Below are 22,982 nucleotides of genomic sequence, written 5' to 3' on the forward strand. Positions count from 1 at the left end.
ATGCCCACCAACGGCGCTCCCACCAAGCTCACCCAGGGCTACCGCACCAAGGGCGGCATCGGCGAGTCCACGCTCCGCCCCGACGGCACCCTGAAGGTCACCGGAGAGTTCGCGTACTCCTCCGACATGTGGCACGAGGACATGCTCTGGGGCCAGATCCTGCGCTCCACGGTCGCCCACGCCGAGATCGTGTCCATCGACACGAGCGAGGCCCTCGCCATGCCCGGCGTCTACGCCGTCATGACCTACGACGACCTGCCGACCGACGTGAAGAACTACGGCCTGGAGATCCAGGACACCCCCGTCCTCGCGCACGGCAAGGTACGCCACCACGGCGAGCCGGTCGCCATCGTCGCCGCCGACCACCCGGAGACCGCGCGCCGCGCCGCCGCCAAGATCAAGGTCGACTACCGCGAACTGCCCGTCATCACCGACGAGAAGTCCGCGACCGCCCCCGACGCGATCCTCGTCCACGAGAACCGCGACGACCACCACTCCGGGCACGTCCCGCACCCCAACATCGTCCACCGCCAGCCCATCGTCCGCGGCAACGTGGCGGAGGCGCGCAAGCGGGCCGACGTCATCGTCGAGGGCGAGTACACCTTCGGCATGCAGGACCAGGCCTTCCTCGGCCCCGAGTCCGGCCTCGCGGTGCCCGAGGAGGACGGCGGCGTCCACCTCTACATCGCCACCCAGTGGCTCCACTCCGACCTGCGCCAGATCGCACCCGTCCTCGGCCTGCCCGAGGAGAAGGTGCGCATGACCCTGGCGGGCGTCGGCGGCGCCTTCGGCGGGCGCGAGGACCTGTCCATGCAGATCCACGCCTGCCTGCTGGCCCTGCGCACCGGCAAGCCCGTCAAGATCGTCTACAACCGGTTCGAGTCCTTCTTCGGCCACGTCCACCGCCACCCGGCGAAGCTGTACTACGAGCACGGCGCCACCAAGGACGGCAAGATCACGCACATGAAGTGCCGGATCGTCCTGGACGGCGGCGCCTACGCCTCCGCCTCCCCGGCCGTCGTCGGCAACGCCTCCTCCCTCTCGGTCGGCCCGTACGTCATCGACGACGTCGACATCGAAGCCATCGCCCTCTACACCAACAACCCGCCCTGCGGCGCCATGCGCGGCTTCGGCGCGGTCCAGGCGTGCTTCGCCTACGAGGCGCAGATGGACAAGCTGGCCAAGAAGCTGGGGATGGACCCGGTGGAGTTCCGGCAGCTCAACGCCATGGAACAGGGCACCATCATGCCGACCGGGCAGCCCGTCGACTCCCCGGCGCCGGTCGCCGAACTGCTGCGCCGCGTCAAGGCGATGCCGCTGCCGCCGGAGCGCCAGTGGGAGTCCAGCGAGGGCGCCGACGTACGGCAGCTGCCGGGCGGTCTGTCCAACACCACCCACGGCGAGGGCGTCGTCCGCGGGATCGGCTACGCCGTCGGCATCAAGAACGTCGGCTTCTCCGAGGGCTTCGACGACTACTCCACCGCCAAGGTGCGCATGGAGGTCATCGGCGGCGAGCCCGTCGCCACCGTGCACACCGCGATGGCGGAGGTCGGCCAGGGCGGCGTCACCGTCCACGCGCAGATCGCCCGCACCGAGCTGGGCGTCACCCAGGTGACCATCCACCCGGCCGACACCCAGGTCGGCAGCGCCGGCTCCACCTCCGCCTCGCGCCAGACGTACGTCACCGGCGGCGCCGTGAAGAACGCCTGCGAGCTGGTCCGGGAGAAGGTCCTGGAGATCGGGCGCCGCAAGTTCGGCTCCTACCACCCCGCCTGGGCCACCGCCGAACTCCTGCTGGAGGGCGGCAAGATCGTCACCGACGGCGGCGAAGTCCTCGCCGACCTCGCGGACGTCCTGGAGGGCGAGGCCGTGGAGGTCGAGGAGGAGTGGCGGCACCGGCCGACCGAGCCCTTCGACCTGCGCACCGGCCAGGGCAACGGGCACGTCCAGTACTCCTTCGCCGCGCACCGCGCGGTCGTGGAGGTGGACACCGAGCTGGGCCTGGTCAAGGTCATCGAGCTGGCCTGCGCCCAGGACGTCGGCAAGGCCCTCAACCCGCTGTCCGTCCTCGGCCAGATCCAGGGCGGCACACTGCAGGGCATGGGCGTCGCGGTGATGGAGGAGATCGTCGTCGATCCCAAGACCGCGAAGGTCCGCAACCCGTCCTTCACGGACTACCTCCTCCCCACGATCCTCGACACGCCGATCATCCCCGTCGACGTGCTCGAACTCGCCGACGACCACGCCCCGTACGGGCTGCGCGGCATCGGCGAGGCCCCCACCCTCTCCTCGACCCCGGCCGTCCTCGCGGCGATCCGCAACGCGACGGGCCTGGAGCTGAACCGGACCCCGGTACGCCCGGAACACCTGACGGGTACCGCGTAAATCCGAGTCCCGCCGTTGCGGGCAGTCGTGCCTCCCCCAGTGCCTCAAGGGCCTGGGGGGCCCAGCGGCACGGGTGGGCGCAACGGCACCCCGGCGCCGGGCAACAGCACATCCACGGCCACGCCCGGCGCCGGGCAACACCTCACCGAGCGGCCACCCCGGCCCAGGGTGAAGCAAGTTCCACGTTCGTCTCGGGCCGTCCCCCGGGTCGGGCACCTTCCCAAATCCCGCACCACCCGCCGAGAGGCAACCGCGGGTGCCCCTATGAACCTTGGGAGTAGGCCCACATGACCCAGCAGTCCACAGAGCCGCAGACCGTCGCCGAAGACGCGGGAGAAGGAACCCGCGTCCCGGCCGGACGGGGCTGGCTCGACCGGTACTTCCACATCTCCCACCGGGGATCCACCGTCGCGAGAGAAGTCCGCGGTGGCGTCACGACCTTCATGGCGATGGCGTACATCCTCCTGCTCAACCCCCTGATCCTGTCCGGCAAGGACGTGGCGGGGGACACCCTCGCGCAGAAGGCCCTGATCACCGCGACGGCGTTCGCGGCGGCCTTCACCACGCTGCTGATGGGCTTCTTCGGCAAGGTGCCGCTCGCCCTCGCCGCCGGCCTCTCCGTCTCCGGTGTGCTCGCCTCGCAGGTCGCCCCGCAGATGACCTGGCCGCAGGCCATGGGCATGTGCGTGATGTACGGCGTGGTCATCATGCTGCTGGTCGTCACCGGCCTGCGCGAGATGATCATGAATGCGATCCCGCTGGCCCTCAAGCACGCCATCACCATGGGCATCGGCCTGTTCGTCGCCCTGATCGGCTTCTACAAGGCCGGGTTCGTGCACCAGGGCCAGGCGACCCCGGTCACCCTGGGCCCCGCGGGCGAACTGGCCGGCTGGCCGGTGCTGCTGTTCGCGGTGACCCTGCTGGCGATCTTCATGCTCCAGGCCCGCGGGGTGCCGGGCGCCATCCTGATCGGCATCGTCGGCGGCACCGTGCTCGCCGTCGCGCTGAACGCGATGAACGTCATCGACCCCAAGCAGTGGGCGAGCGGCGCTCCAGAACTGCACGGCAGCGCTGTCTCCATGCCGGACTTCTCGCTCTTCGGCGACGTCGAGTTCGGCGGCTGGGGCGAGGTCGGCGCGATGACGGTCGGCATGATCGTGTTCACGCTGGTGCTCGCCGGGTTCTTCGACGCGATGGCCACCATCATCGGCGTCGGCACCGAGGCCAAGCTCGCCGACGACAAGGGCCGGATGCCGGGCCTGTCCAAGGCGCTCTTCATCGACGGCGCGGGTGGGGCCGTCGGCGGGGTCGCCGGTGCCTCCGGCCAGACCGTGTTCGTCGAGTCGGCGACCGGAGTCGGCGAGGGCGCCCGTACCGGACTGTCCTCGGTGGTCACCGGCCTGTTCTTCGCGGCCTGCCTGTTCTTCACCCCGCTGACGGCGATCGTGCCCGGCGAGGTGGCCGCGGCGGCCCTGGTCGTCATCGGCGCCATGATGATGATGAACGCCCGGCACGTGGACTGGGGCGACCGCGCCACCGCGATCCCGGTCTTCCTGACCGTCGTCATCATGCCGTTCACCTACTCCATCACCGCGGGCGTCGCGGCCGGCGTCATCTCGTACGTCGCCATCAAGACCGCGCAGGGCAGGGTCCGGGAGATCGGGGCCTTCATGTGGGCCCTGACCGCGATCTTCCTGGTGTTCTTCGCCCTCAACCCGATCGAGAGCTGGCTGGGCGTGCACTAGCCGCCGAAGGCTGCGCCCTCCCTCAACTGCCGTAAGGAGACCGAGACATGCTGGACATCGCCGAGGAGCTGCACCGGTGGGTCGAGCAGGGCCGTGACTTCGCCGTGGCGACCGTGGTCGCGGTCGGCGGCAGCGCGCCCCGCCAGCCCGGCGCCGCGCTCGCCGTCGACACCGACGGCACGGCGATCGGCTCGGTCTCCGGCGGTTGTGTGGAGGGCGCGGTGTACGAGCTGTGCCAACAGGCCCTGGCGGACGGCGAAACCGTCCTGGAGCGGTTCGGCTACAGCGACGAGGACGCCTTCGCGGTCGGTCTGACCTGCGGCGGCATCATCGACATCCTGATCACTCCGGTACGGGCCGCCGATCCGGCCCGCCCGGTGATCACGGCGGCGCTGGAGGCCGCGGCGGCGGGCCGCCCGGCGGCGCTGGCCCGCGTGGTCGCCGGCCCCGCGGACCTGATGGGCCGGGCCCTGCTGATCGGCACCGAACCCGGCTCGTACGACGGCGGCTTTGGCGCCCACCCCGAACTGGACCGCACGATCGCCGCCGAGGCGGGCGCCTTCCTGGACGCCGGGCGCACCGGCACCCTGGAGATCGGAGAGCAGGGCTCTCGGTGCGGAGCACCGCTCACGGTGCTGGTGGAGTCCTCGGTGCCGCCGCCGCGGATGATCGTCTTCGGCGCGATCGACTTCGCCTCGGCGCTGGTGCGGATCGGCAAGTTCCTCGGCTACCACGTGACGGTGTGCGACGCGCGCCCCGTCTTCGCGACCAAGTCCCGCTTCCCGGAGGCCGACGAGATCGTCGTCGACTGGCCGCACCGCTACCTGGAGCGCACCGAGGTCGACGCCCGGACCGTCCTGTGCGTCCTCACCCATGACGCCAAGTTCGACGTCCCGCTGCTGCAGCTGGCCCTGCGGCTCCCGGTCGCCTACGTCGGCGCGATGGGCTCCCGCCGCACCCACCTGGACCGCAACAAGCGCCTGCGCGAGGTGGGCGTCACCGACCTGGAACTGGCCCGCCTGCGCTCCCCGATCGGCCTCGACCTGGGCGCCCGCACCCCCGAGGAGACGGCCCTGTCCATCGCCTCGGAGATCGTCGCCAACCGCCGCGGCGGCACGGGTGTCTCCCTGACGGGCGCCCACACCCCGATCCATCACGAACCGACGTCGGTCCCGGCGGGGCGGATCGGGTCGGTGGCCTGAGCGACGGGCGGCTGATCGGGCCAGGCGACGGCGTAGTCCGGGGCGGCGCCCCGGCTGATCCGTACCCAGCGCAGCAGTTCGCGCGCGATGCCCCCGTTGCCCATCGCCCAGCCGGTCTCCGCCTCCAGCTTGCTCGGCGTGGCCCGGTGCTCCACGTTGCGCCATCGGGCGCCGGTGGCATCGCGGGTGGCACGGGCGGCGAGGTCCGCGACGAGGACACCGGCGAAGTCCGGGGAGTCCTGCTGCTCGGCGATCCGGTCGCAGGCCAGGGCCAGGACGCCCGCGGTGCCGCAGCAGCGGCCGTTGTTGTCCCAGAAGCCGGGGTACAGCCGTGCGGGCAGCCCCGAGTGGACGACGGTGTGCAGGCAGCGGTCCGCCAACGCCGACCAGGAGGCGTCGCCGAGCACGTCCCGCAACAGCCGGAACACCTGGGCGTCACCCGCCGGGCCGTGGCACCAGCCGTAGTTGTGGCGCGCGGTCCGCTCCCCGCCGTGCCGCGGGTCGGAGTGCGGGACCAGGAAGCCGTCCGGGCCTGCCTCGTTACGGGCGACGACGTCCGCGGCGCCCGCCAGTGCCAGGTCGACGAGGTCCGCGCGGCCGGCGGCGGCACCGATCGCGGCGAGCGCGGGCACGATTCCCAGGGTGCCGTGCGAGATGTGGTGCATCCGCCCCTCCACACCGGGCCGGTGGGCCCACCGCACCCCGGCCCCGGTCGGCTCCGCCGCCTCCGCGTACGGCTCCACCGCCCGTACGGCCAGATCCAGGTCGCCGAGCGCCAGCGCGCCCAGGCCGATCCCGGCGTTGCCGCCCATCAGCTCGAACAGCTCGCCCCAGCGCGTCCCGTCGAACCGGGAGCGCACCAGCGCCATGGCCCGGTCGGCGGCTCCCCCGCTCGCAGGGTCGCCGAGCGCGTCGTGGACGGCGCGGAGCGCGAGCGCCATGCCGGTGAGGCCGAAGTACAGGGAGCTGTCCGGTGTTTCCGGCACGGCGGCGGCCAGACCGCGGGCGGCGCGCAGGGCGGCGTCCGCGTAGGTGTCGTCACCGAAGTGCCGCCATCCCTCCAGCAGCGCGGGCACGATTCCGGCGGTGCCGTTGTAGAACATCGGGTCGGTCGCGGCGCGGGACGGCCGTACCGGCCAGCCGAGCCCGCCGTCCCCGACGTCCCGCGCCTGGGCGACCAGCCACCGCAGCGCGTCCGCCGCGAGCGCCTCGACCTCGTCAACCGCCGGTCGGGTCACGTCACTTGCGATCATGACGCCCCAGTCTGGCAGCCCGGCCTCAGGACATCCGCAGCAACCGGTTCACCGCCCGCCCGAACACATAACGCGCCGCCGTCCGCACCGGCGCGTCGAAGAACCCGGGCAGGAAGCGGACCCGCAGGTCCTCGCCCCACAGGACGCGGGCGCGGCCGCCGGGCCCGTAGCGCACCTCGATCTCCGCCCAGCCCAGGACCACCCGGCCGCGCTTCTCCAGGCGGCACAGGCCGGGGGTGTCCTTGGTGGGCGGGCGCCAGGTGGTGATCTCCATACGGTCGTCGAAGGCCAGCGGGCCCAGGCCGGAGCGTGCGACGACGACCGTGCCCTCCCGGGTCGGGCCGGAGGTCTCGACGGTGACCCGGGTCAGGGGGACGACCTGTCCGTGGCGGGGCCAGTCGGTGAGGCGGCGCCAGGCCTCGTCGAGGGAGAGCGGGACGGTACGCGCGAACTGAAAGTAGACCACTGACCGATCCTATGGAATCCGGCCATTTCAATGTCTTCCTCGTATACGGCTCGCGGGCACGGGGCGATCGGCCTCTAGCGGTACACCTCGCCGGGCTCCGCCTTGCCCGGGGCGAGCAGTTGGGGCACCGTCACGAAGGTGTACCCCTGCTTCTTCAGGGCCTTGATGATGCCGGGGACCGCGGGCACCGTGCCGCGGTAGATGTCGTGCAGCAGGATGATGCCGTCCCGGTCCGCCTGGTCCAGCACGCGCTCCTTGATCAGCTCGGAGTCGGTGGTCTTGTAGTCCTTCGCCGTGACGCTCCACAGCACCTCGGACATCCCCAGCTCGCGGCAGACCTCGTGCACGGTGTCGTTGGTACGACCCTGCGGCGGGCGCATCAGCGTGGGGCGGCGCCCGGTCAGGCGCTCTATCTCCTTGTTCGGGCGCTCCAGTTCCTCGCGTATCTCGTCCTTGCCCAGGTCGGTGAGGATCTTGTGGTCCCAGGTGTGGCTGGCCAGCTCGTGGCCCTCGTCGGCCATCCGCTTCACCAGCTCCGGGTACTTCTCGATGTGCCGCTTGCCGAGGAGGAAGAAGGTCGCCGGGACCTGTTCCTCCTTGAGTATGTCCAGCAGCCGCGGCGAGTTCTCGCTCGGCCCCGCGTCGAAGGTCAGCGCTATGCACTTGGCCTCACGGCAGTCGACGGTCCCGACCCGGGCCTGGACATCGGCCGAGGCGTTGTCGCGCACCGAGGCCGGGGAGGTCGTCTCCAGTTTCGTGCACCCCGTCAGCGCCATCGCCGCCGACAGGATCGCGGCGGCGAGGAACGCGGTCCCCGTTTTCTTCATCTTCTTGGTCGCAGAAGGCATGCCGAGACTATACATAGGGTGTATACACGCTATGTATAGTCCGCCGGGTGTGCCCGGAGGGGGGTAAAGGGGCAGGTCAGCGGCTTGTCAGTGTCTCCCGTACGGCCCGGCCCGCCGCCCGGTGCTCCGCCGCCCGCTCCGGGTCCGTCCCGTCCAGGACGCACGCGATGCCCTCGTTCAAGTCCCGCTACGCGATGCTCGGCTTCAGCGACGAGGCCGCCCTCGACGAGGGCACGATGTGGCCCACCCGCTTCGCCCTCACCCACCTCACCCCGGCCGACGAGACCCGGATCGCGGGGCTGGTGTCCAAGGCCGTGAGCTGAGGCCCGAGTTGATCCGGCCCGCGGCAACCGCGGGCCGGATCCGCGCGTCCGGCGCAGCTTCCAGTGCGCGTGAGCCCAGGGTTCAGAGCCAGTCCCGTCGCTTGAAGACCGCGTACAGACTCGTGCACACCACCCCCATCAGGAGCAGGGCGAAGGGGTAGCCGAACAGCCAGTGCAGTTCCGGCATGTGCTCGAAGTTCATGCCGTAGATCGTGCCGACCAGGGTGGGCGCGAACAGGATTGCCGCCCACGACGAGATGCGCTTGATCTCCTCGTTCTGTTCGAAGCCCGCCTCGGCCAACGCGCGCATCTCCGCGTTCTGTTGCTGGGTGACCAGGGTGGCGTTGACGGTGAGGATCTCGGTCAGGGCCTGGCGGAAGGAGTCGACGCGTTCGCTGGTGTGCGTGACGTGGTCGGCGACGTCGCGGAGGTAGCGCTGGAGCTCCTCGTCCGTGCCGTACTTGGCGAAGCCCGCCATCAGGCCGTGCAGCATGCCGACCAGGGGGCGGGTGGCGCGCTGGAACTCGACCATTTCGCGGGAGAGTTCGTAGATACGGCGGGACACCTCGGGGTCGCCGCTGAAGACCTCCGTCTCGATCTCGTCGATGTCGTTCTGGACGCCCTCGACGACCGGCGCGTAGCCGTCGACCACCGCGTCGAGGATCGCGTACAGCACCGCCTCTGGGCCCAGCCGCAGCAGCTCCGGCGTCTCCTCCATGCGGCGGCGCACCGCCGACAGGTCGGGTGCCGCGCCGTGCCGGACCGTGATCACGAAGTCGGGGCCGACGAACACGTGCAGTTCGGCGAAGTCGACCTGTTCCGGGGCGTCCAGGTAGCGGGCCGCGCGAAGCACGACGAAGAGGGTGTCGCCGTACCGTTCCAGCTTCGGGCGCTGGTGGGCCTCCAGCGCGTCCTCGACCGCCAGCGGATGCAGGTCGAACTCCGCGGCCAGCGACTTCAGTTCGGCGGCCGGAGGACGGGCCAGGCCGATCCAGGCCATGCCGGACGGCTGTTCGCGCAGGGCGCGGTAGGTCTCGGCGAGCGTGGCGGGGGAGGAGGCGCGCACCCCGTCCCGGTACAGCACCGCTTGCACGATGCTCGGCGGTTCCGGCTCGGCGGGCGGCGGGTCGTCGTCGGGACGCGCGGGACGCGGTACGCCGGCGGGGGCGGTCAGGGCGCGGCGCCAGACGGACTTCCGGTTGCTCTTCGCCATCGTGCTGCCTCTCGGCCGATGCCGGGTGATCTCGCGTCAGGCTATACGGGGCTCTCGGGGGCGGGGTGGGGTGATGCTCGCCGCGCCCGACGGCCCTCGGCGGTCGGTCTGGGGCGTGGCGCGCCGGGCATGTGCGCGGCACGCCACGGCCTGTCGCCGTGAGGCTCGCCGACGGTCGCGCCGATTCCGGAGGCCGGACGGAGACCGAGGTTCGCCGCCCACGTACACCGAACCCCGCGGACGCGGTTCGCTCGATCGCGGACCGTATCTGTCCGCAATCGGCGCTAGCGTGCGGAGCATGACGAAGACGACCGCCCAAGGCCCCGTTCTCGGCACCCGCGCCCTCAACCGAGCCACCCTCGACCGGCAACTGCTGCTGCGCCGCACCCCGATGTCCGCGCGGGCGGCCGTGGAGCACCTGGTCGGGCTTCAGGCGCAGGAGGTCAAGCCGCCGTACTACGCGCTCGCCGCCCGCCTCGACGGCTTCACGCCGGAGGAGCTGGCCGGGACGCTGGAGCGGCGCGAGACCGTGCGGATCGTCACCATGAGGTCCACCATTCATCTGCACACCGCCGACGACAGCCTCGGTCTGCGTCCCCTCGTGCAGCCCGCCCGGGACCGGGAGATCGGTATCTTCCGCAAGGGCCTCGTCGGCGTCGACCTGGACCGGCTCGCCGCCCTCGCCCGCGACCTGGTCGAGGAGGAGCCGCGCACCATGAAGCAGTTGCGCGAGCACCTGGGCGCCGAGTGGCCGGACGCCGATCCGCAGGCCCTGGGGATCGCCGCCCGCTGCAAGCTGCCGCTGGTGCAGATCACCCCGCGCGGGGTGTGGGGCAAGAGCGGCCAGGTGTGTCTCACCACCGCCGAGCACTGGCTGGGGCGGGACACCGAGCCCGCCGCGGACCTCGACGCCACCGTGCTGCGCTACCTCGCGGCCTTCGGCCCGGCCTCGGTGAAGGACTTCCAGACCTGGTGCGGGCTCACCCGGACCCGCCCCGCCTTCGAGCGGCTCCGCCCCGACCTGGTCACCTTCCGCGACGAGAACGGCGTCGAGCTCTTCGACCTCCCCGACGCCCCGCGCCCGGACCCCGGGACCCCGGCGCCGCCCCGCTTCCTGCCCGAGTTCGACAACCTCCTGCTCTCGCACGCGGACCGCACCCGCGTGGTGCCGCCCGCGAACAAGGGCCGCACCTGGCAGGTGAACACCGTCTTCTGCCCGCTCCTCGTCGACGGCTTCCTCGCGGGCGTCTGGCTGATCAGCGACGGCTCCCTGGTCGTCGAGCCCTTCCAGGACCTCACCAAGGCCCAGCGCGCCGAGGTCGTCGCGGAGGGGGAGTACATGCTCAAGGTCATGCACCCGGAGACGTCGTACGACATCCGGTTCGGGAAGGTGCTGCCCTGACGGCGGACATGGATCGGGGGCGTTGCGGGCCGCTCGTGGAGGCCCGCAACGCCCCCGGGTTTGTCACCTGAGGGATACTCAGGAGTCTTCGCAGGTCAGGAGTTGACCTGCGCCGTGACCAGGCTGGAGAACGTGGTCAGCCGGGTGTAGACGCCCGGGTAGCCGGCCGCCGCGCAGCCCTCTCCCCAGGAAGTGATCCCTGCCAGGACGCCCCCGACAAGCAGGGGACCGCCGCTGTCGCCCTGGCAGGTGTCAACGCCGCCGGAGGTGTATCCGGCGCAGACCATGTCGGACGCGATGTAGTCCGAGCCGTAGGAATTCGCACAGCTGGAGCTGGAGACGATCGGCACCGTCGCCGTGCGCAGCTGGTTGGAGGAGCTGCCGCCCGAGCGGGTCGTGCCCCAGCCGAGGATGCGGGCGGTGGTGCCCGCCGCGTACACGCCGGTCTGGGTCGAGGAGACGTACGGCGCCGGGGTGTACGGCATCGACGTCGACAGGGTCAGTACGGCCACGTCGTCGCCGTTGGTGGCGTCGGTGTAGCTCGGGTGGATCCAGATCCTGCTCACCCGGCTGACGGTGCCGTTGGTGCCGTTGCGGTAGGTGCGGCCGCCCACCACCCGGACGGTGCTCGTGGTCTCGCCGACCATGCAGTGCGCCGCGGTGACGACCTTCGTCGGGGAGACGAGGGTGCCGCCGCAGAACTGGTTCTGCCCGGAGTCGGTGATCTGCATCATGAACGGGTACGCGGTCGTCGTGGTCGTCGAGCCGCCCACGATGGGCTGCGGAGCCGCGACGGCGGCGGGGGCGGGACCGATCAGCGCGGTGGCCGCGGCGGCGGCGCCTGCCGCGAGCACGGTCGCGGTCTTCCTGGCACGGGTGAGCCCGAACATGAGTCTCCTGGGGAATTGCCGGTGGGGGGTCGCACGGGAAGTGGGGGGTCTTGCACGGGGGTCGCGGGACCGACCCCCGTATGCCCGGCGAGCGGCACGAGGCATACGCTAGAACCGGACCGGATCCCTTCCCAAGAGGGGAACCCCCTAAGGGAGTTGGGCAGGGAAAACCCTCGGTCGGCCCGGCCAAACCCCCGGTGCCGGTGAATCCGCGGTTCCGTGCTTGCCGAACGGCCGGTGAGCCGGCCCGCCGAGCTGACGGCGCCTCAGCTGGCGGGACAGCCGGTAAGCCGACGGCGCCTCAGGTGGCCGGACGGCCCGCCGCCAGTCTGACGATGTCGACGCGCGAACGGATCCCGAGCTTGCGGTAGACCCGGGTCAGCGTCGCCTCCACCGTCTTGACGCTGATGAACAGCCGCGCCGCTATCTCGCGGTTGGTCGCGCCCTCCATGACCAGCGCCGCGACCTGACGCTCCATCGCGGCCAGCGAGTCCAGCGCGTCCAGGGTCGCGGCCGGGGCCTCGGCGCGGACCGGTTCGACCGGGGGCGCGGTGGCCGCCGCCTCCACCTGGTCCAGCCACGGCAGCGCCCGGCACCGCCGGAACAGCCGGGCCGCCTCGTCGTACGAGGTGGGCCCCGGCCGGTGCGTCCGCAGGGCCGCCAGCGCGAACGCCGCGCGCGCCTCCTCCAGGCCGTAGCCCAGCTTGGCCAAACGGTCCTGCACGGACGTCAACCGGTCGAGCGCGGGCTCGCGTTCACCGCGCGCCGCGCGCACCAGCGCCTCGGCGCGGTCCAGTACCGCCAGCACCGACTCCCGGCCCAGGCGCAGCGCGCGGGCCCGTGCCGTGTCGATGACGTCCTGCGCCTCCTCCAGCGCCCCGATCCGCACCAGGGCCTCGGCGAGATCGCCGTGCCAGCGCCCGCGCGCCGGGTCGGTGATGCCGAGCCCCTGCTCCAGCTCGCGCACCCGGCGCAGCGAGGTCACCGCGGCGGGCGCGTCCCCGGCCACCAGCTGGGCGTGCCCGAGCGCGGCCAGCGCACGCGACTCGTACATCTGGTCGCCGTCCTGCTCGGCGTGGTCCAGCGCCTCCCGGGCCAGCGCCAGCGCCCGGTCCAGCGAACCGCCCGCCGCCTCGGAGAACGAGGTCAGCACCGCGGAGGCCACCTCGCCGATCCCGGTGTCCCGGGCCAGCCGCAGGCTCTCCCGGGACAGGTCCAGGGCGCGGGCGCAGTGGCCGGTGCGCAGCTCGGTCTCGGCGAGCCCGCGCAGGAAGTGGACCTCGCTCTCCACCGAGCCGCGCCGCCGCACCTCGCGCAGCAGCCCCGTCACGGTGGCCCGCGCCTCGGCGAGCTGGTCGCTCATCATCAGCCAGCGGAACCGCGCGTACCCGGCGCCGTTGTGGTGCCAGGCCACCCGCGGGTCCTGCGGCTCGCGCAGCGCCCGCTTGATGGTCTCGGGCGCGTCCGGGTGGCCCATCAGGGTCTCGATCTGCGCCTGGAAGGCGAGCGCCATCAGCTCGGTGTACCGGTCGCCGCCGCGCGCCGCGAGCTGCGCCGAGTACGCCGTCTCCTCGCGGGCCGGGTCGAAGTCGCCGTCCACCAGCAGCGCCCGCCAGCCCAGCTGGTAGTGGATGCGGGCCAGCAGTTTCGGGTCGTCGCCCGCGTCGGCGAGGGCCTGCGGGAAGACCGCGTCCACCTCGGACATGGCGTGGCCCGCGGTCTCGATCACCACGATCCAGGCTCGCACCCGTTCTGCGGGCACCGTCGACCCGGCCAGCACCTCGCGGGCGATGTCCCGGGCGAGGTCCAGCTCACCGGCGGTGATGGCGTCCTCGGCGGCCTGCAGCAGCACCGCGTGCGGGCCGTCCTCGGCCGGGGTGTGCCGGGCGGCGAGTCTGCCCAGGGAGGCGGCGACCGAGGGCGCGCCCCGGTCCCGGGCCAGGGCGGCGGCCTCCGCGAGTGAGGCGGCCACCTCCGGATCGGTGCCGGTGGTGGCCAGTGCCAGGTGCCGGGCGCGTTCGATGGGGTCGGAGGCCGCCTTGGACAGCGCGGCGTGCGCGGCCCGCCGCTCCTGCGCGGACGCCTCCGCGTACAGCGCGGCCGAGATCAGCGGATGCGCGAACCGTACGGCCGGATCCTCCGAGTCGGTGGCCAGCAGTCCGAGCGCCGCCGCGTGCGCGGTCTCCGCCTCGGCGTCGGTACGTCCCGCCGCGCTCAGTGTGGCCAGGGTGGGCCGGGCGCCGGCGCTGGCCACGAGGAGGGTGTGGCGGGCGTCCGGGGAGAGCATCTCCAGTCGGCTGAGGACCAGCGCGCGCAGCGAGGTCGGCACCGGCAGCGGTTCGCCGGGCCGGGGCGGGGTGGGGTTCTCGGCGAGCGCGCGGCCGAGCTCCAGGGCGAAGAGCGGGTTGCCGCCGCTGGTGCGGTGGATCTCGCGGACGGTGGTGCGGGGCAGACCGGAGTAGCCGCGGTGGTCGAGCAGGTCGGCGACTTGCGTGCGGGAGAGCGGGCCGAGCCGGAGGGCGAGGGTGTCCGGCGGGGAGGCGCGCAGATGGCGGTCGTACTCCTCGTCCTCGGTGCGGGCCGCGCACAGCATCCGCACCGGGGTGTCGCCGAGACGGCGGGCGGCGAAGCCGAGGAGTTCGGCACTGGCCGGATCCAGCCACTGCAGGTCGTCGGCGACGACCAGGACGGGGCCCTCGGCGGCCAGGGCGCGCAGGGCGGAGAGGACGGCGAGGCGCAGGGCGAGACCGTCGCGCTGGAGCGTGGACTCGCCGCGGCCGGTGAGCGCGGATTCCAGGGCGGTGCGCTGGGCGGCGGGCAGCTTCTCGCACACCTCGTCCAGGACCAGGCCGAGGAGGTCGGCGAGGGCGAGGAAGGGAAGGTGGGATTCGGACTCGGTGGCGGAGCAGCGCAACACGGTCCGGACCGCGGTGCCGTATTCGGCGGCCAATGCCCGCAGAACGGTCGACTTTCCAATTCCGGCGGGCCCGTGGAGCAGGACACTGCCGCCCCGGGACAGCTGATCGCGCGCGGCGGCGAACGGCTCGTCCCTGCCGATGACCAGGTCGGAGCGGGATCTGGCAGGCTCCCTGAAGTCCCGTGGCACGGTCACCGCTCCCCTCCGTGTGGCGTGTCCTGGCCAATATTAGGCAATGGTTCTTTGAATTCCGGAGGGCCGGACGAGTGAGCCAAATTACAGACGCCGGGCATGGCAATTGCGGCGCGCCACGGGTGCGGGGAACTGCGCGACCAGCCACAACGGCGTCGCACTCGCCGAGCAACGCCAACAGGCACCCCACGGGGCGCTACGGCAGCACCCCCGCCCGCCGCGCGGCGACCACGGCCTCGCCCCGGGTGTGCGCCCCCAGCTTCCGCATGGCCGACCGCAAATACCCCTTCACCGTCTCCACCCGCACCCCCAGCCGCTCGGCAGCCGCCGCATTGGTGGCCCCGGCGGCCACACAGGCCAGCACATCCACTTCCCGGGGCGCCAGGGACACCGACACCGCCCGCCCCTCACCGGTGAGGAGACCGCACACCGACTCCAGCTCGTCCCGAAGCCCCGGGTCCGAGACCCGCGGCACCAGCGCCCGCAGCGCCGCGTGAGCCTCCCGCACCTGCTCCCAGGCGGCACCCTCAACAGCTCCCGGCGAGGGATCCGGCCGCGCCACGTCCAGCAGCTCCCGCGCCGCCTCCCGCACCACCAGCGCCTGCTCCACGTCCCGCGCCGCGGCCACGGCGGCGGACAGCGTGCGGTCACCGAGCGGCTGGGCGGTGCGCAGGGCGCCGTACAAGACACCCCGGACCCGGCGCCGTACCACCACCGGCACCGCGAGGACCGAGCGCAGCCCCTCCGCCTCCACGGCGGAGTCGTACTCGTGGCTGATCTGCCGGGAGGAGGAATAGTCGGTGACCGCGCACGGCCGGGCCAGGGCGACCGCCCGCCCGCCGAGACCGGTGCCCGCGGTGACCGCGAGACGGCTCAGGGAGCGCGTGGCGGTGCCGTTGAGCTCGCTGATCAGCATGAGCGGGCGCGCGTTCTCCACCAGACCGCCGAACGCGACCGGCAGCCCGGTCGTGCGCCGCAGCCGCACCAGCGCGGCCCGGATCTCCGCCGAGGCGCCCTCTGCCGTCACCTGCCTGCCCTTCCCGTCCGGCGCGTCACCCCCATTCGGGGGTAGTGAGACCTGCATCACGGATTACACGATGGCAGGGAGCCGCCGGGCAATGGTCCGGAACCAAGGAGGACACATGACGGCCACCGAGGACTTCCGCAGGGCACGGGACTTCCTGCTGGAGCACCGCGAGGACTACGCCACGGCCTACGAGGGGTTCCAGTGGCCCCGGCCCGAGCGCTTCAACTGGGCGCTGGACTGGTTCGACGTGATCGCCGAGGGCAACGACCGCACCGCCCTGCACATCGTCGAGGAGGACGGCAGCGAGCGGCGGCTGACCTTCGCCGAGCTGTCGGAGCGCTCCGACCGGGTCGCGAACTGGCTGCGCGAGCGGGGAGTGGAGGCCGAGCACCGGATCCTGGTGATGCTCGGCAACCAGATCGAGCTGTGGGAGACCGCGCTGGCCGCGATGAAGCTGCGCGCGGTGGTCATCCCGGCCACCCCGCTGCTCGGGCCCGCCGATCTGCGCGACCGGGTGGAGCGCGGACGGGTGCGGCAGGTGATCGTGCGGGCCGAGGACACCGGGAAGTTCGACGAGGTGCCTGGCGACTACACGCGCGTCGCGGTCGGCGGCGCCCCCGAGGGCTGGCTGCCGTACGAGGACGCCTACACGGCACCCCCCGGCTTCACCCCGGACGGGCCGACCCGCTCCGACGACCCGCTGATGCTCTACTTCACCTCCGGCACCACCGCCCGCCCCAAGCTGGTCGAGCACACCCACCTGTCGTACCCGGTCGGGCATCTCGCCACCATGTACTGGATCGGTCTGAAACCCGGCGACGTGCACCTGAACATCTCCTCGCCGGGCTGGGCCAAGCACGCCTGGTCGAACCTGTTCGCGCCGTGGAACGCCGAGGCGACCGTCTTCCTGCACAACTACACGCGCTTCGACGCGGCCCGGCTGATGGCCGAAATGGACCGCGCCGGCGTCACCACGTTCTGCGCCCCGCCGACGGTGTGGCGCATGCTCATCCAGGCCGACCTCTCCGCGCTGCGCACCCCGCCGCGCGAGGCCGTGGCGGCGGGCGAGCCGCTCAACCCCGAGGTCATCGAACAGGTGCGGCGGGCCTGGGGGGTGACCATCCGGGACGGCTTCGGGCAGACCGAGACCGCCGTGCAGGTCTCCAACAGTCCCGGCCAGCCGCTGAAGACCGGCTCCATGGGACGCCCCAGCCCCGGCTACCGCGTAGAACTGCTGGACCCGGTCTCCGGGGCGCCGGGCGCGAGCGAGGGCGAGATCGCGCTGGACCTCTCCGCCCGCCCGGTCGGCCTGATGACCGGCTACCACGGCGACGCCGACCGTACGGCGGAGGCGATGGCGGGCGGCTACTACCGCACCGGCGACGTCGCCTCCCGTGACGAGGACGGCTACCTCACCTACGTGGGCCGCAGCGACGACGTCTTCAAGGCCTCCGACTACAAGATCAGCCCCTTCGAGCTGGAGAGCGCCCTGCTGGAGCACGAGGCGGTCGCCGAGGCGGCGGTCGTGCCCGCACCGGACGAGCTGCGGCTCGCCGTGCCCAAGGCGTACATCGTGCTGGCCGAGGGCTGGGAGCCGGGCCCGGACACCGCGAAGGTGCTCTTCGAGCACTCCCGCGAAGTCCTCGCCCCCTACAAGCGGGTGCGCAGGCTGGAGTTCGCGCCGCTGCCCAAGACCGTCTCCGGCAAGATCCGCCGGATCGAACTGCGTGAGGCCACGGCGGCCGGCTCGGACGCCGAGTACCGCGAGGAGGACTTCCGGTGACCGCACTGTCGTACGCGCACGGAACCGGCGACACCCCGCTCCTCGGCGACACCATCGGCGACAACCTCGCCCGCACGGCCGCCACTTGGCCCGACCGGGAGGCCCTGGTCGACGTGCCCTCCGGGCGGCGCTGGACCTACGCGCGACTCCTGGCCGACGTGGACGAGCTGGCGTACGCGCTGCTCGCTGCCGGGGTCTCCAAGGGCGACCGGGTCGGGATCTGGGCGGTCAACTGCGCCGAGTGGGTGCTCGTGCAGTACGCCACCGCGCGGATCGGCGCCATCATGGTGAACATCAACCCGGCGTACCGCACCCACGAGGTCGAGTACGTCCTCAAACAGGCCGGGATCTCCCTGCTGTTCGCCTCGCTCGGGCACAAGACCAGTGACTACCGGGCCATGGTGGACGAGGTCCGCCCCAACTGCCCCGCCCTGCGCGAGGCGGTGTTCTTCGACGACCCGAGCTGGGACGCGCTGCTCGCCCGCGCCGTCCCGGCCGAGCTGCCCGACGACCTGTCCTGCGACGACCCGGTCAACATCCAGTACACCTCGGGCACCACCGGCTTCCCCAAGGGCGCCACGCTCTCCCACCACAACATCCTCAACAACGGCTATTTCGTGGGGGAGTTGATCGCCTACAGCGAGCAGGACCGGGTGTGCCTGCCGGTGCCCTTCTACCACTGCTTCGGCATGGTGATGGGAAACCTCGCGGCCACCTCGCACGGCGCCTGCATCGTCATCCCGGCCCCGTCCTTCGAGCCCCGCGCCACCCTGGAGGCGGTCCAACGCGAGCGCTGCACCTCGCTGTACGGCGTGCCCACCATGTTCATCGCCGAGCTGAACCTGCCCGACTTCGCCGACTACGACCTCTCCTCGCTGCGCACCGGCATCATGGCGGGCTCGCCCTGCCCGGTGGAGGTGATGAAGCGGGTGGTCAGCGAGATGAACATGGCCGAGGTGTCCATCTGCTACGGCATGACGGAGACCTCGCCGGTCTCCACCCAGACCCGGCGCGACGACGATCTCGAACACCGCACCGGCACCGTCGGCCGCGTCCTGCCGCACATCGAGGTGAAGATCGTCGACCCGGTCACCGGGGTCACCCAACCGCGCGGCACGGCGGGGGAGTTGTGCACGCGCGGGTACAGCGTGATGCTCGGCTACTGGGACGAGCCGGAGAAGACCGCCGAGTCCGTCGACCCCGCCCGCTGGATGCACACCGGCGACCTGGCGGTGATGCGCGAGGACGGGTACGTCGAGATCGTCGGCCGGATCAAGGACATGATCATCCGGGGCGGCGAGAACATCTACCCGCGCGAGATCGAGGAGTTCCTGTACGCCCACCCGAAGATCGCCGACGTGCAGGTCGTCGGCGTCCCGCACGAGCGGTACGGCGAGGAGGTGCTCGCCTGCGTCATCCCGCGCGACGGCGCCGACCCGCTCACCCTGGAGGAACTGCGCGCCTTCTGCGACGGCAGGCTCGCCCACTACAAGATCCCCAGCCGCCTCCAACTCCTCGACGCCTTCCCGATGACGGTCTCGGGCAAGGTGCGCAAGGTGGAGCTGCGGTCACGCTACGGGGGCTGACCCGCCGAGGGCGTCCGGTCCGGGGGAACACGGGGCGAGCTCTCCCCGTATGATCGGACGCCCTTGGGGGTGAAGATGGCGAAACGGCGGCCCGGTCCGGCGCCCACGCTGGAGCAGGTGGCGGCGCTCGCCGGGGTCGGCAGGGGCACCGTCTCCCGCGTCATCAACAACGAGCCGGGCGTGAGGGATTCGACCCGCCGCGCCGTCCGGAAGGCGGTGGCCGAACTCGGTTACGTGCCCAACCTGGCGGCCCGCACCCTCGCCGGACGGCGCGCGGACGCCGTGGCGCTGGTGATGACCGAGCGGGACTGGCGGCTGTTCGGCGAACCGTTCTTCTCGGAGACCGTCACCGCCGTCTCCGACGCCCTCAGCGACACCGACGTCCAACTGCTGCTCACCCTTGTGCGCACCGACGCCGAGCGGCAGCGGTTCGTGGAGTACGCGCGCGGCGGCCGGGTCGACGGGGTGCTGCTGATGTCGGTGCGCGCCGACGACCGGCTGCCGGACATGCTCGCCGACGCCGGCCTGCCCACCGTGCTGCTGGGCCGCCGCTCCGGCGACGAGCGGGTCACCCATGTCGACGCGGACAACGTGGGCGGCGCCCGGGAGGCCGTGCAGCACCTGGTGCGCGGCGGGCGGCGCGCGATCGCCGCTATCACCGGGCCGCTCGACATGTACGTCGCCCGGTGCCGGCTGCGCGGCTACCAGCAGGCGCTCGCCGAGGCGGGGCTGCCGGAGGAGCCGTCGCTGACCGTCGAGGGGGACTTCTCCGAGGCGAGCGGGCGGCGCGCGATGACCGAACTCCTGCTGCGGCAGCCGTCGTTGGACGCCGTGTTCGCCGCCTCCGACACCATGGCCGCCGGGGCGCTGGCCGTGCTGCGCGCGGCGGGGCGCCGGGTGCCCGAGGACGTGGCGGTCATCGGCTTCGACGACTTCCAGCTCGCCCAGCACACCGACCCGCCGCTGACCACCGTCCGCCAGCCGCTGGAGGAACTCGGCCGCACGATGGTCCGGCTGCTGCTGGACGAACTCACCGACGGCGAGCAGCCGGAGGTCGCCTGGCGCCATGTGGTGCTGCGGACGCGGTTGGTGGTGCGGGCGTCCGCCTGAGGCGGGGGCTTGCGCGTTCAAGATCGGGAGCGCTCCCAACTCTCGTTGTCCACAAGGGTGTTGACGATCAAGTTGTGACCTGGGGCTTCGAAAACACTTCGACGGATTGACGCGCACAGGGTTGTCAGGGACATGTGGCGCTCCTACAGTCGCCACCGAAACCGGTGGGGTGGGAGCGCTCCCATACGTGGGCAAGTGGGAGCGCTCCCGATGACCCCAGCAGTACTTCCCCCTGTCGAATCCGGTTCCCGCAGAGAGGCCCCCCGCATGCGATCCTCACCGCACCGCCTCCGCCCCGCCCGCGCGCTGCTCGGCGCCCTGCTCACCGCCCTCGCCACGCTCGCGGCACTCGTCGCCGCCGTGCCCCCGGCCCAGGCCGACACCCTGATCTGCGAGCAGTACGGGACGACGGTGATCCAGGGACGCTACGTCGTCCAGAACAACCGCTGGGGCACCAGCGCCCAGCAGTGCGTCACCGCCACCGACAACGGTTTCCGGGTCACCCAGGCCGACGGCTCGGTCCCCACCAACGGCGCCCCCAAGTCGTACCCGTCCGTCTTCAACGGCTGCCACTACACCAACTGTTCCCCCGGCACCACCCTCCCCGCGCAGGTCAGCGCCATCTCCAGCGCCCCCAGCTCCATCTCCTACGGCTTCGTCTCCGACGCCGTGTACAACGCCTCGTACGACATCTGGCTGGACCCGACGCCGCGCACCGACGGGGTGAACCGGACCGAGATCATGATCTGGTTCAACCGGGTCGGGCCGATCCAGCCGATCGGCTCGCAGGTCGGCACCGCCACCGTCGGCGGACGCGGCTGGGAGGTGTGGACCGGGTCCAACGGCTCCAACGACGTGATCTCCTTCGTCGCGCCCTCCGCGATCGGCAGCTGGAGCTTCGATGTCATGGACTTCGTCGACCAGGCCGTCGCGCGCGGACTCGCCCAGCCCGGCTGGTACCTGACGAGCATTCAGGCCGGGTTCGAGCCGTGGCAGAACGGCGCCGGGCTCGCGGTGAACTCCTTCTCCGCGACGGTGAACACCGACGGCACGGACCCGGGCGGCCCCGGTGACCCGGACCCGTCGGCCGGCTGCGAGGTGGCCTACGAGCCGACCGTCTGGCAGGGCGGCTTCACCGCCAACGTGACGGTCCGCAACACCGGTTCGACCGCCCTGGACGGCTGGCAGCTCGGCTTCACCCTGCCCTCCGGGCAGCGGATCACCGGCTCCTGGAACGCGAACCTGTCCGGCGCGAGCGGTGCCGTCGTCGCGAGCCCCGTCGCGCACAACACCCGGATCGCCGCGGGCGGCACCCAGAACTTCGGCTTCCAGGGCACCTACGGCGGCTCCTTCGCCGAGCCGACCGCCTTCACCCTGAACGGCAGCGCCTGCACCGTCGCCTGATTCGCGCGGCACCCGCCCCCACACTCCTCCGCCGGTCCGGCGCGCAGCCGGCCCCGGACCGGCGGGGGTTCCACAGCGGACAGTTCGACGACCGACAGGAGAACCCCACATGGCACGACGCAGAAACCGCCTGCTCTCCTGGGCGGCGGTCCTGGCCACGCTGCTGAGCGGACTGGGCCTGGCCCTGCTCGGGCAGGGCAACGCCCAGGCGCACGGCGTGGCGATGATGCCCGGATCGCGGACCTACCTCTGCTATCTGGACGCCAAGACCGCGAACGGCGCCCTCGACCCGTCCAACCCCGCCTGCAAGGCCGCGCTCGCCGAGAGCGGGGCGACCGCGCTGTACAACTGGTTCGCCGTGCTCGACTCCAACGCGGCGGGCCGGGGCGCCGGTTACGTACCCGATGGCAAGCTGTGCAGCGCGGGGGACAAGTCACCGTACAACTTCACCGGTTACAACGCCGCCCGCTCCGACTGGCCCCGCACCCATCTGACCTCGGGTGCCACGATCCGGGTCAAGTACAGCAACTGGGCCGCGCACCCGGGTGACTTCCGGGTCTATGTCTCCAAGCCCGGCTACTCGCCCTCCACCGAACTGGGCTGGAACGACCTGGAGTTGGTCCAGACGGTGACCAACCCGCCGCAGTCCGGCTCGGTGGGCAGCGAGTCCGGCCACTACTACTGGGACCTGCAACTGCCCTCGGGCCGCTCCGGGGACGCGGTGCTGTTCATCCAGTGGGTGCGCTCGGACAGCCCGGAGAACTTCTTCTCCTGCTCCGACATCGTCTTCGACGGCGGTAACGGCGAGGTGACCGGTATCGGCGACGACGGCGGCGACCCGGACCCGACGCCCACCCCGGACCCGACCGACCCGCACACCGGGGAGTGCATGGCCGTGTACTCGGTCACCAGCTCCTGGAACGGCGGTTTCCAGGGTTCCGTCGAGGTGATGAACCACGGCACCACGGCCCGCAGCGGCTGGGCGGTGCGCTGGCAGCCGGGCACCGGCACGACCATCAACAGCGTCTGGAACGGCAGGCTGAGTGCGGGCACGGACGGCACGGTGACCGTCCGCAACGCCGACTACAACGCCACGATTCCCGCCGACGGCAGCGTGACCTTCGGCTTCACCGCCACCTCGACCGGCAACAACTTCCCGGTCGGCACGATCGGCTGTGTCAATCCCTAGCCCCAGCGGATGACGCAGCTCCGGGCCGCGCCGACCCCCCGTGGAGA

General features: G+C 72.0%; 17 protein-coding genes. 10 read left to right on the plus strand and 7 right to left on the minus strand.

Annotation, left to right across the window (positions count from 1 at the left end; all coding sequences use genetic code 11):
* The 3 genes from ACZ7L7_RS00325 to ACZ7L7_RS00335 all read left to right on the plus strand — a co-directional run bounded on the left by ACZ7L7_RS00325 (position 1) and on the right by ACZ7L7_RS00335 (position 5,332).
* Positions 1 to 2,385 (plus strand): xanthine dehydrogenase family protein molybdopterin-binding subunit, encoded by a 2,385-nt coding sequence (locus tag ACZ7L7_RS00325; RefSeq protein WP_285512991.1) that lies wholly within the window; start codon positions 1 to 3, stop codon positions 2,383 to 2,385.
* A 287-nt stretch (positions 2,386 to 2,672) separates the two neighbouring features.
* Positions 2,673 to 4,130, plus strand: coding sequence for an NCS2 family permease (locus ACZ7L7_RS00330; RefSeq protein ID WP_285512990.1), 1,458 nt, complete (start codon positions 2,673 to 2,675; stop codon positions 4,128 to 4,130).
* 47 nt (positions 4,131 to 4,177) lie between these two features.
* Positions 4,178 to 5,332, plus strand: a complete 1,155-nt coding sequence (locus ACZ7L7_RS00335) for an XdhC family protein (protein ID WP_453602865.1) — start codon at positions 4,178 to 4,180, stop codon at positions 5,330 to 5,332.
* On the opposite strand, the gene ACZ7L7_RS00340 is transcribed toward ACZ7L7_RS00335, so the two are convergent.
* The 3 genes from ACZ7L7_RS00340 to ACZ7L7_RS00350 all read right to left on the minus strand — a co-directional run bounded on the left by ACZ7L7_RS00340 (position 5,284) and on the right by ACZ7L7_RS00350 (position 7,878).
* Positions 5,284 to 6,585: a lanthionine synthetase LanC family protein gene (locus ACZ7L7_RS00340; protein WP_453602863.1), complete on the minus strand. Its 1,302-nt coding sequence runs from the start codon at positions 6,583 to 6,585 to the stop codon at positions 5,284 to 5,286. The two genes, ACZ7L7_RS00335 and ACZ7L7_RS00340, sit on opposite strands and share 49 nt — an antisense overlap.
* A 25-nt stretch (positions 6,586 to 6,610) precedes the next feature.
* Positions 6,611 to 7,051, minus strand: a complete 441-nt coding sequence (locus ACZ7L7_RS00345; RefSeq protein WP_472074279.1) for an SRPBCC family protein — start codon at positions 7,049 to 7,051, stop codon at positions 6,611 to 6,613.
* A 74-nt stretch (positions 7,052 to 7,125) separates the two neighbouring features.
* Complete coding sequence (locus ACZ7L7_RS00350; RefSeq protein ID WP_453602939.1) at positions 7,126 to 7,878, minus strand: polysaccharide deacetylase family protein; 753 nt, start codon at positions 7,876 to 7,878, stop codon at positions 7,126 to 7,128.
* A gap of 188 nt (positions 7,879 to 8,066) precedes the next feature.
* On the opposite strand from ACZ7L7_RS00350, the gene ACZ7L7_RS00355 reads away from it, so the two are divergent.
* Positions 8,067 to 8,222 carry a hypothetical protein gene (locus ACZ7L7_RS00355; protein WP_453602859.1) on the plus strand — a complete coding sequence of 52 codons (156 nt, stop codon included), beginning with the start codon at positions 8,067 to 8,069 and terminating at the stop codon, positions 8,220 to 8,222.
* A gap of 82 nt (positions 8,223 to 8,304) precedes the next feature.
* Here ACZ7L7_RS00355 and ACZ7L7_RS00360 read toward each other — a convergent pair whose 3' ends face one another.
* Positions 8,305 to 9,435 carry a magnesium and cobalt transport protein CorA gene (locus ACZ7L7_RS00360; RefSeq protein WP_472074280.1) on the minus strand — a complete coding sequence of 377 codons (1,131 nt, stop codon included), beginning with the start codon at positions 9,433 to 9,435 and terminating at the stop codon, positions 8,305 to 8,307.
* 298 nt (positions 9,436 to 9,733) lie between these two features.
* Here ACZ7L7_RS00360 and ACZ7L7_RS00365 point away from each other — a divergent pair, with 298 nt between their 5' ends.
* A complete protein-coding gene (locus ACZ7L7_RS00365) occupies positions 9,734 to 10,837 on the plus strand; it encodes a winged helix DNA-binding domain-containing protein (protein ID WP_285512983.1) in 1,104 nt (367 codons plus the stop codon).
* A 95-nt stretch (positions 10,838 to 10,932) separates the two neighbouring features.
* On the opposite strand, the gene ACZ7L7_RS00370 is transcribed toward ACZ7L7_RS00365, so the two are convergent.
* The 3 genes from ACZ7L7_RS00370 to ACZ7L7_RS00380 all read right to left on the minus strand — a co-directional run bounded on the left by ACZ7L7_RS00370 (position 10,933) and on the right by ACZ7L7_RS00380 (position 15,863).
* On the minus strand, positions 10,933 to 11,727 hold the full coding sequence (locus tag ACZ7L7_RS00370; protein WP_285512982.1) for a S1 family peptidase: 795 nt from the start codon (positions 11,725 to 11,727) through the stop codon (positions 10,933 to 10,935).
* 301 nt (positions 11,728 to 12,028) lie between these two features.
* On the minus strand, positions 12,029 to 14,839 hold the full coding sequence (locus ACZ7L7_RS00375; protein ID WP_285512981.1) for an ATP-binding protein: 2,811 nt from the start codon (positions 14,837 to 14,839) through the stop codon (positions 12,029 to 12,031).
* A gap of 193 nt (positions 14,840 to 15,032) precedes the next feature.
* Entirely contained in the window at positions 15,033 to 15,863 is an 831-nt protein-coding gene (locus ACZ7L7_RS00380; RefSeq protein ID WP_472074281.1) for a response regulator transcription factor, read from the minus strand.
* 115 nt (positions 15,864 to 15,978) lie between these two features.
* On the opposite strand from ACZ7L7_RS00380, the gene ACZ7L7_RS00385 reads away from it, so the two are divergent.
* From ACZ7L7_RS00385 to ACZ7L7_RS00405, 5 genes are all read left to right on the plus strand, one after another.
* Positions 15,979 to 17,646 (plus strand): AMP-binding protein, encoded by a 1,668-nt coding sequence (locus tag ACZ7L7_RS00385; RefSeq protein WP_471430186.1) that lies wholly within the window; start codon positions 15,979 to 15,981, stop codon positions 17,644 to 17,646.
* Positions 17,643 to 19,232, plus strand: a complete 1,590-nt coding sequence (locus ACZ7L7_RS00390) for an AMP-binding protein (protein WP_285512977.1) — start codon at positions 17,643 to 17,645, stop codon at positions 19,230 to 19,232. The genes ACZ7L7_RS00385 and ACZ7L7_RS00390 overlap by 4 nt, the downstream gene beginning before the upstream one ends.
* A 75-nt stretch (positions 19,233 to 19,307) precedes the next feature.
* Positions 19,308 to 20,342 (plus strand): LacI family DNA-binding transcriptional regulator, encoded by a 1,035-nt coding sequence (locus ACZ7L7_RS00395; protein ID WP_285512976.1) that lies wholly within the window; start codon positions 19,308 to 19,310, stop codon positions 20,340 to 20,342.
* A gap of 267 nt (positions 20,343 to 20,609) precedes the next feature.
* Positions 20,610 to 21,746, plus strand: coding sequence for a glycoside hydrolase family 12 protein (locus ACZ7L7_RS00400; RefSeq protein ID WP_285512975.1), 1,137 nt, complete (start codon positions 20,610 to 20,612; stop codon positions 21,744 to 21,746).
* Between the two features lie 109 nt (positions 21,747 to 21,855).
* Positions 21,856 to 22,935 (plus strand): lytic polysaccharide monooxygenase auxiliary activity family 9 protein, encoded by a 1,080-nt coding sequence (locus ACZ7L7_RS00405; RefSeq protein ID WP_453608892.1) that lies wholly within the window; start codon positions 21,856 to 21,858, stop codon positions 22,933 to 22,935.
* The last annotated feature ends 47 nt before the right edge of the window (positions 22,936 to 22,982 follow it).

It is taken from the genome of Streptomyces sp. NPDC110618, from assembly GCF_055657065.1.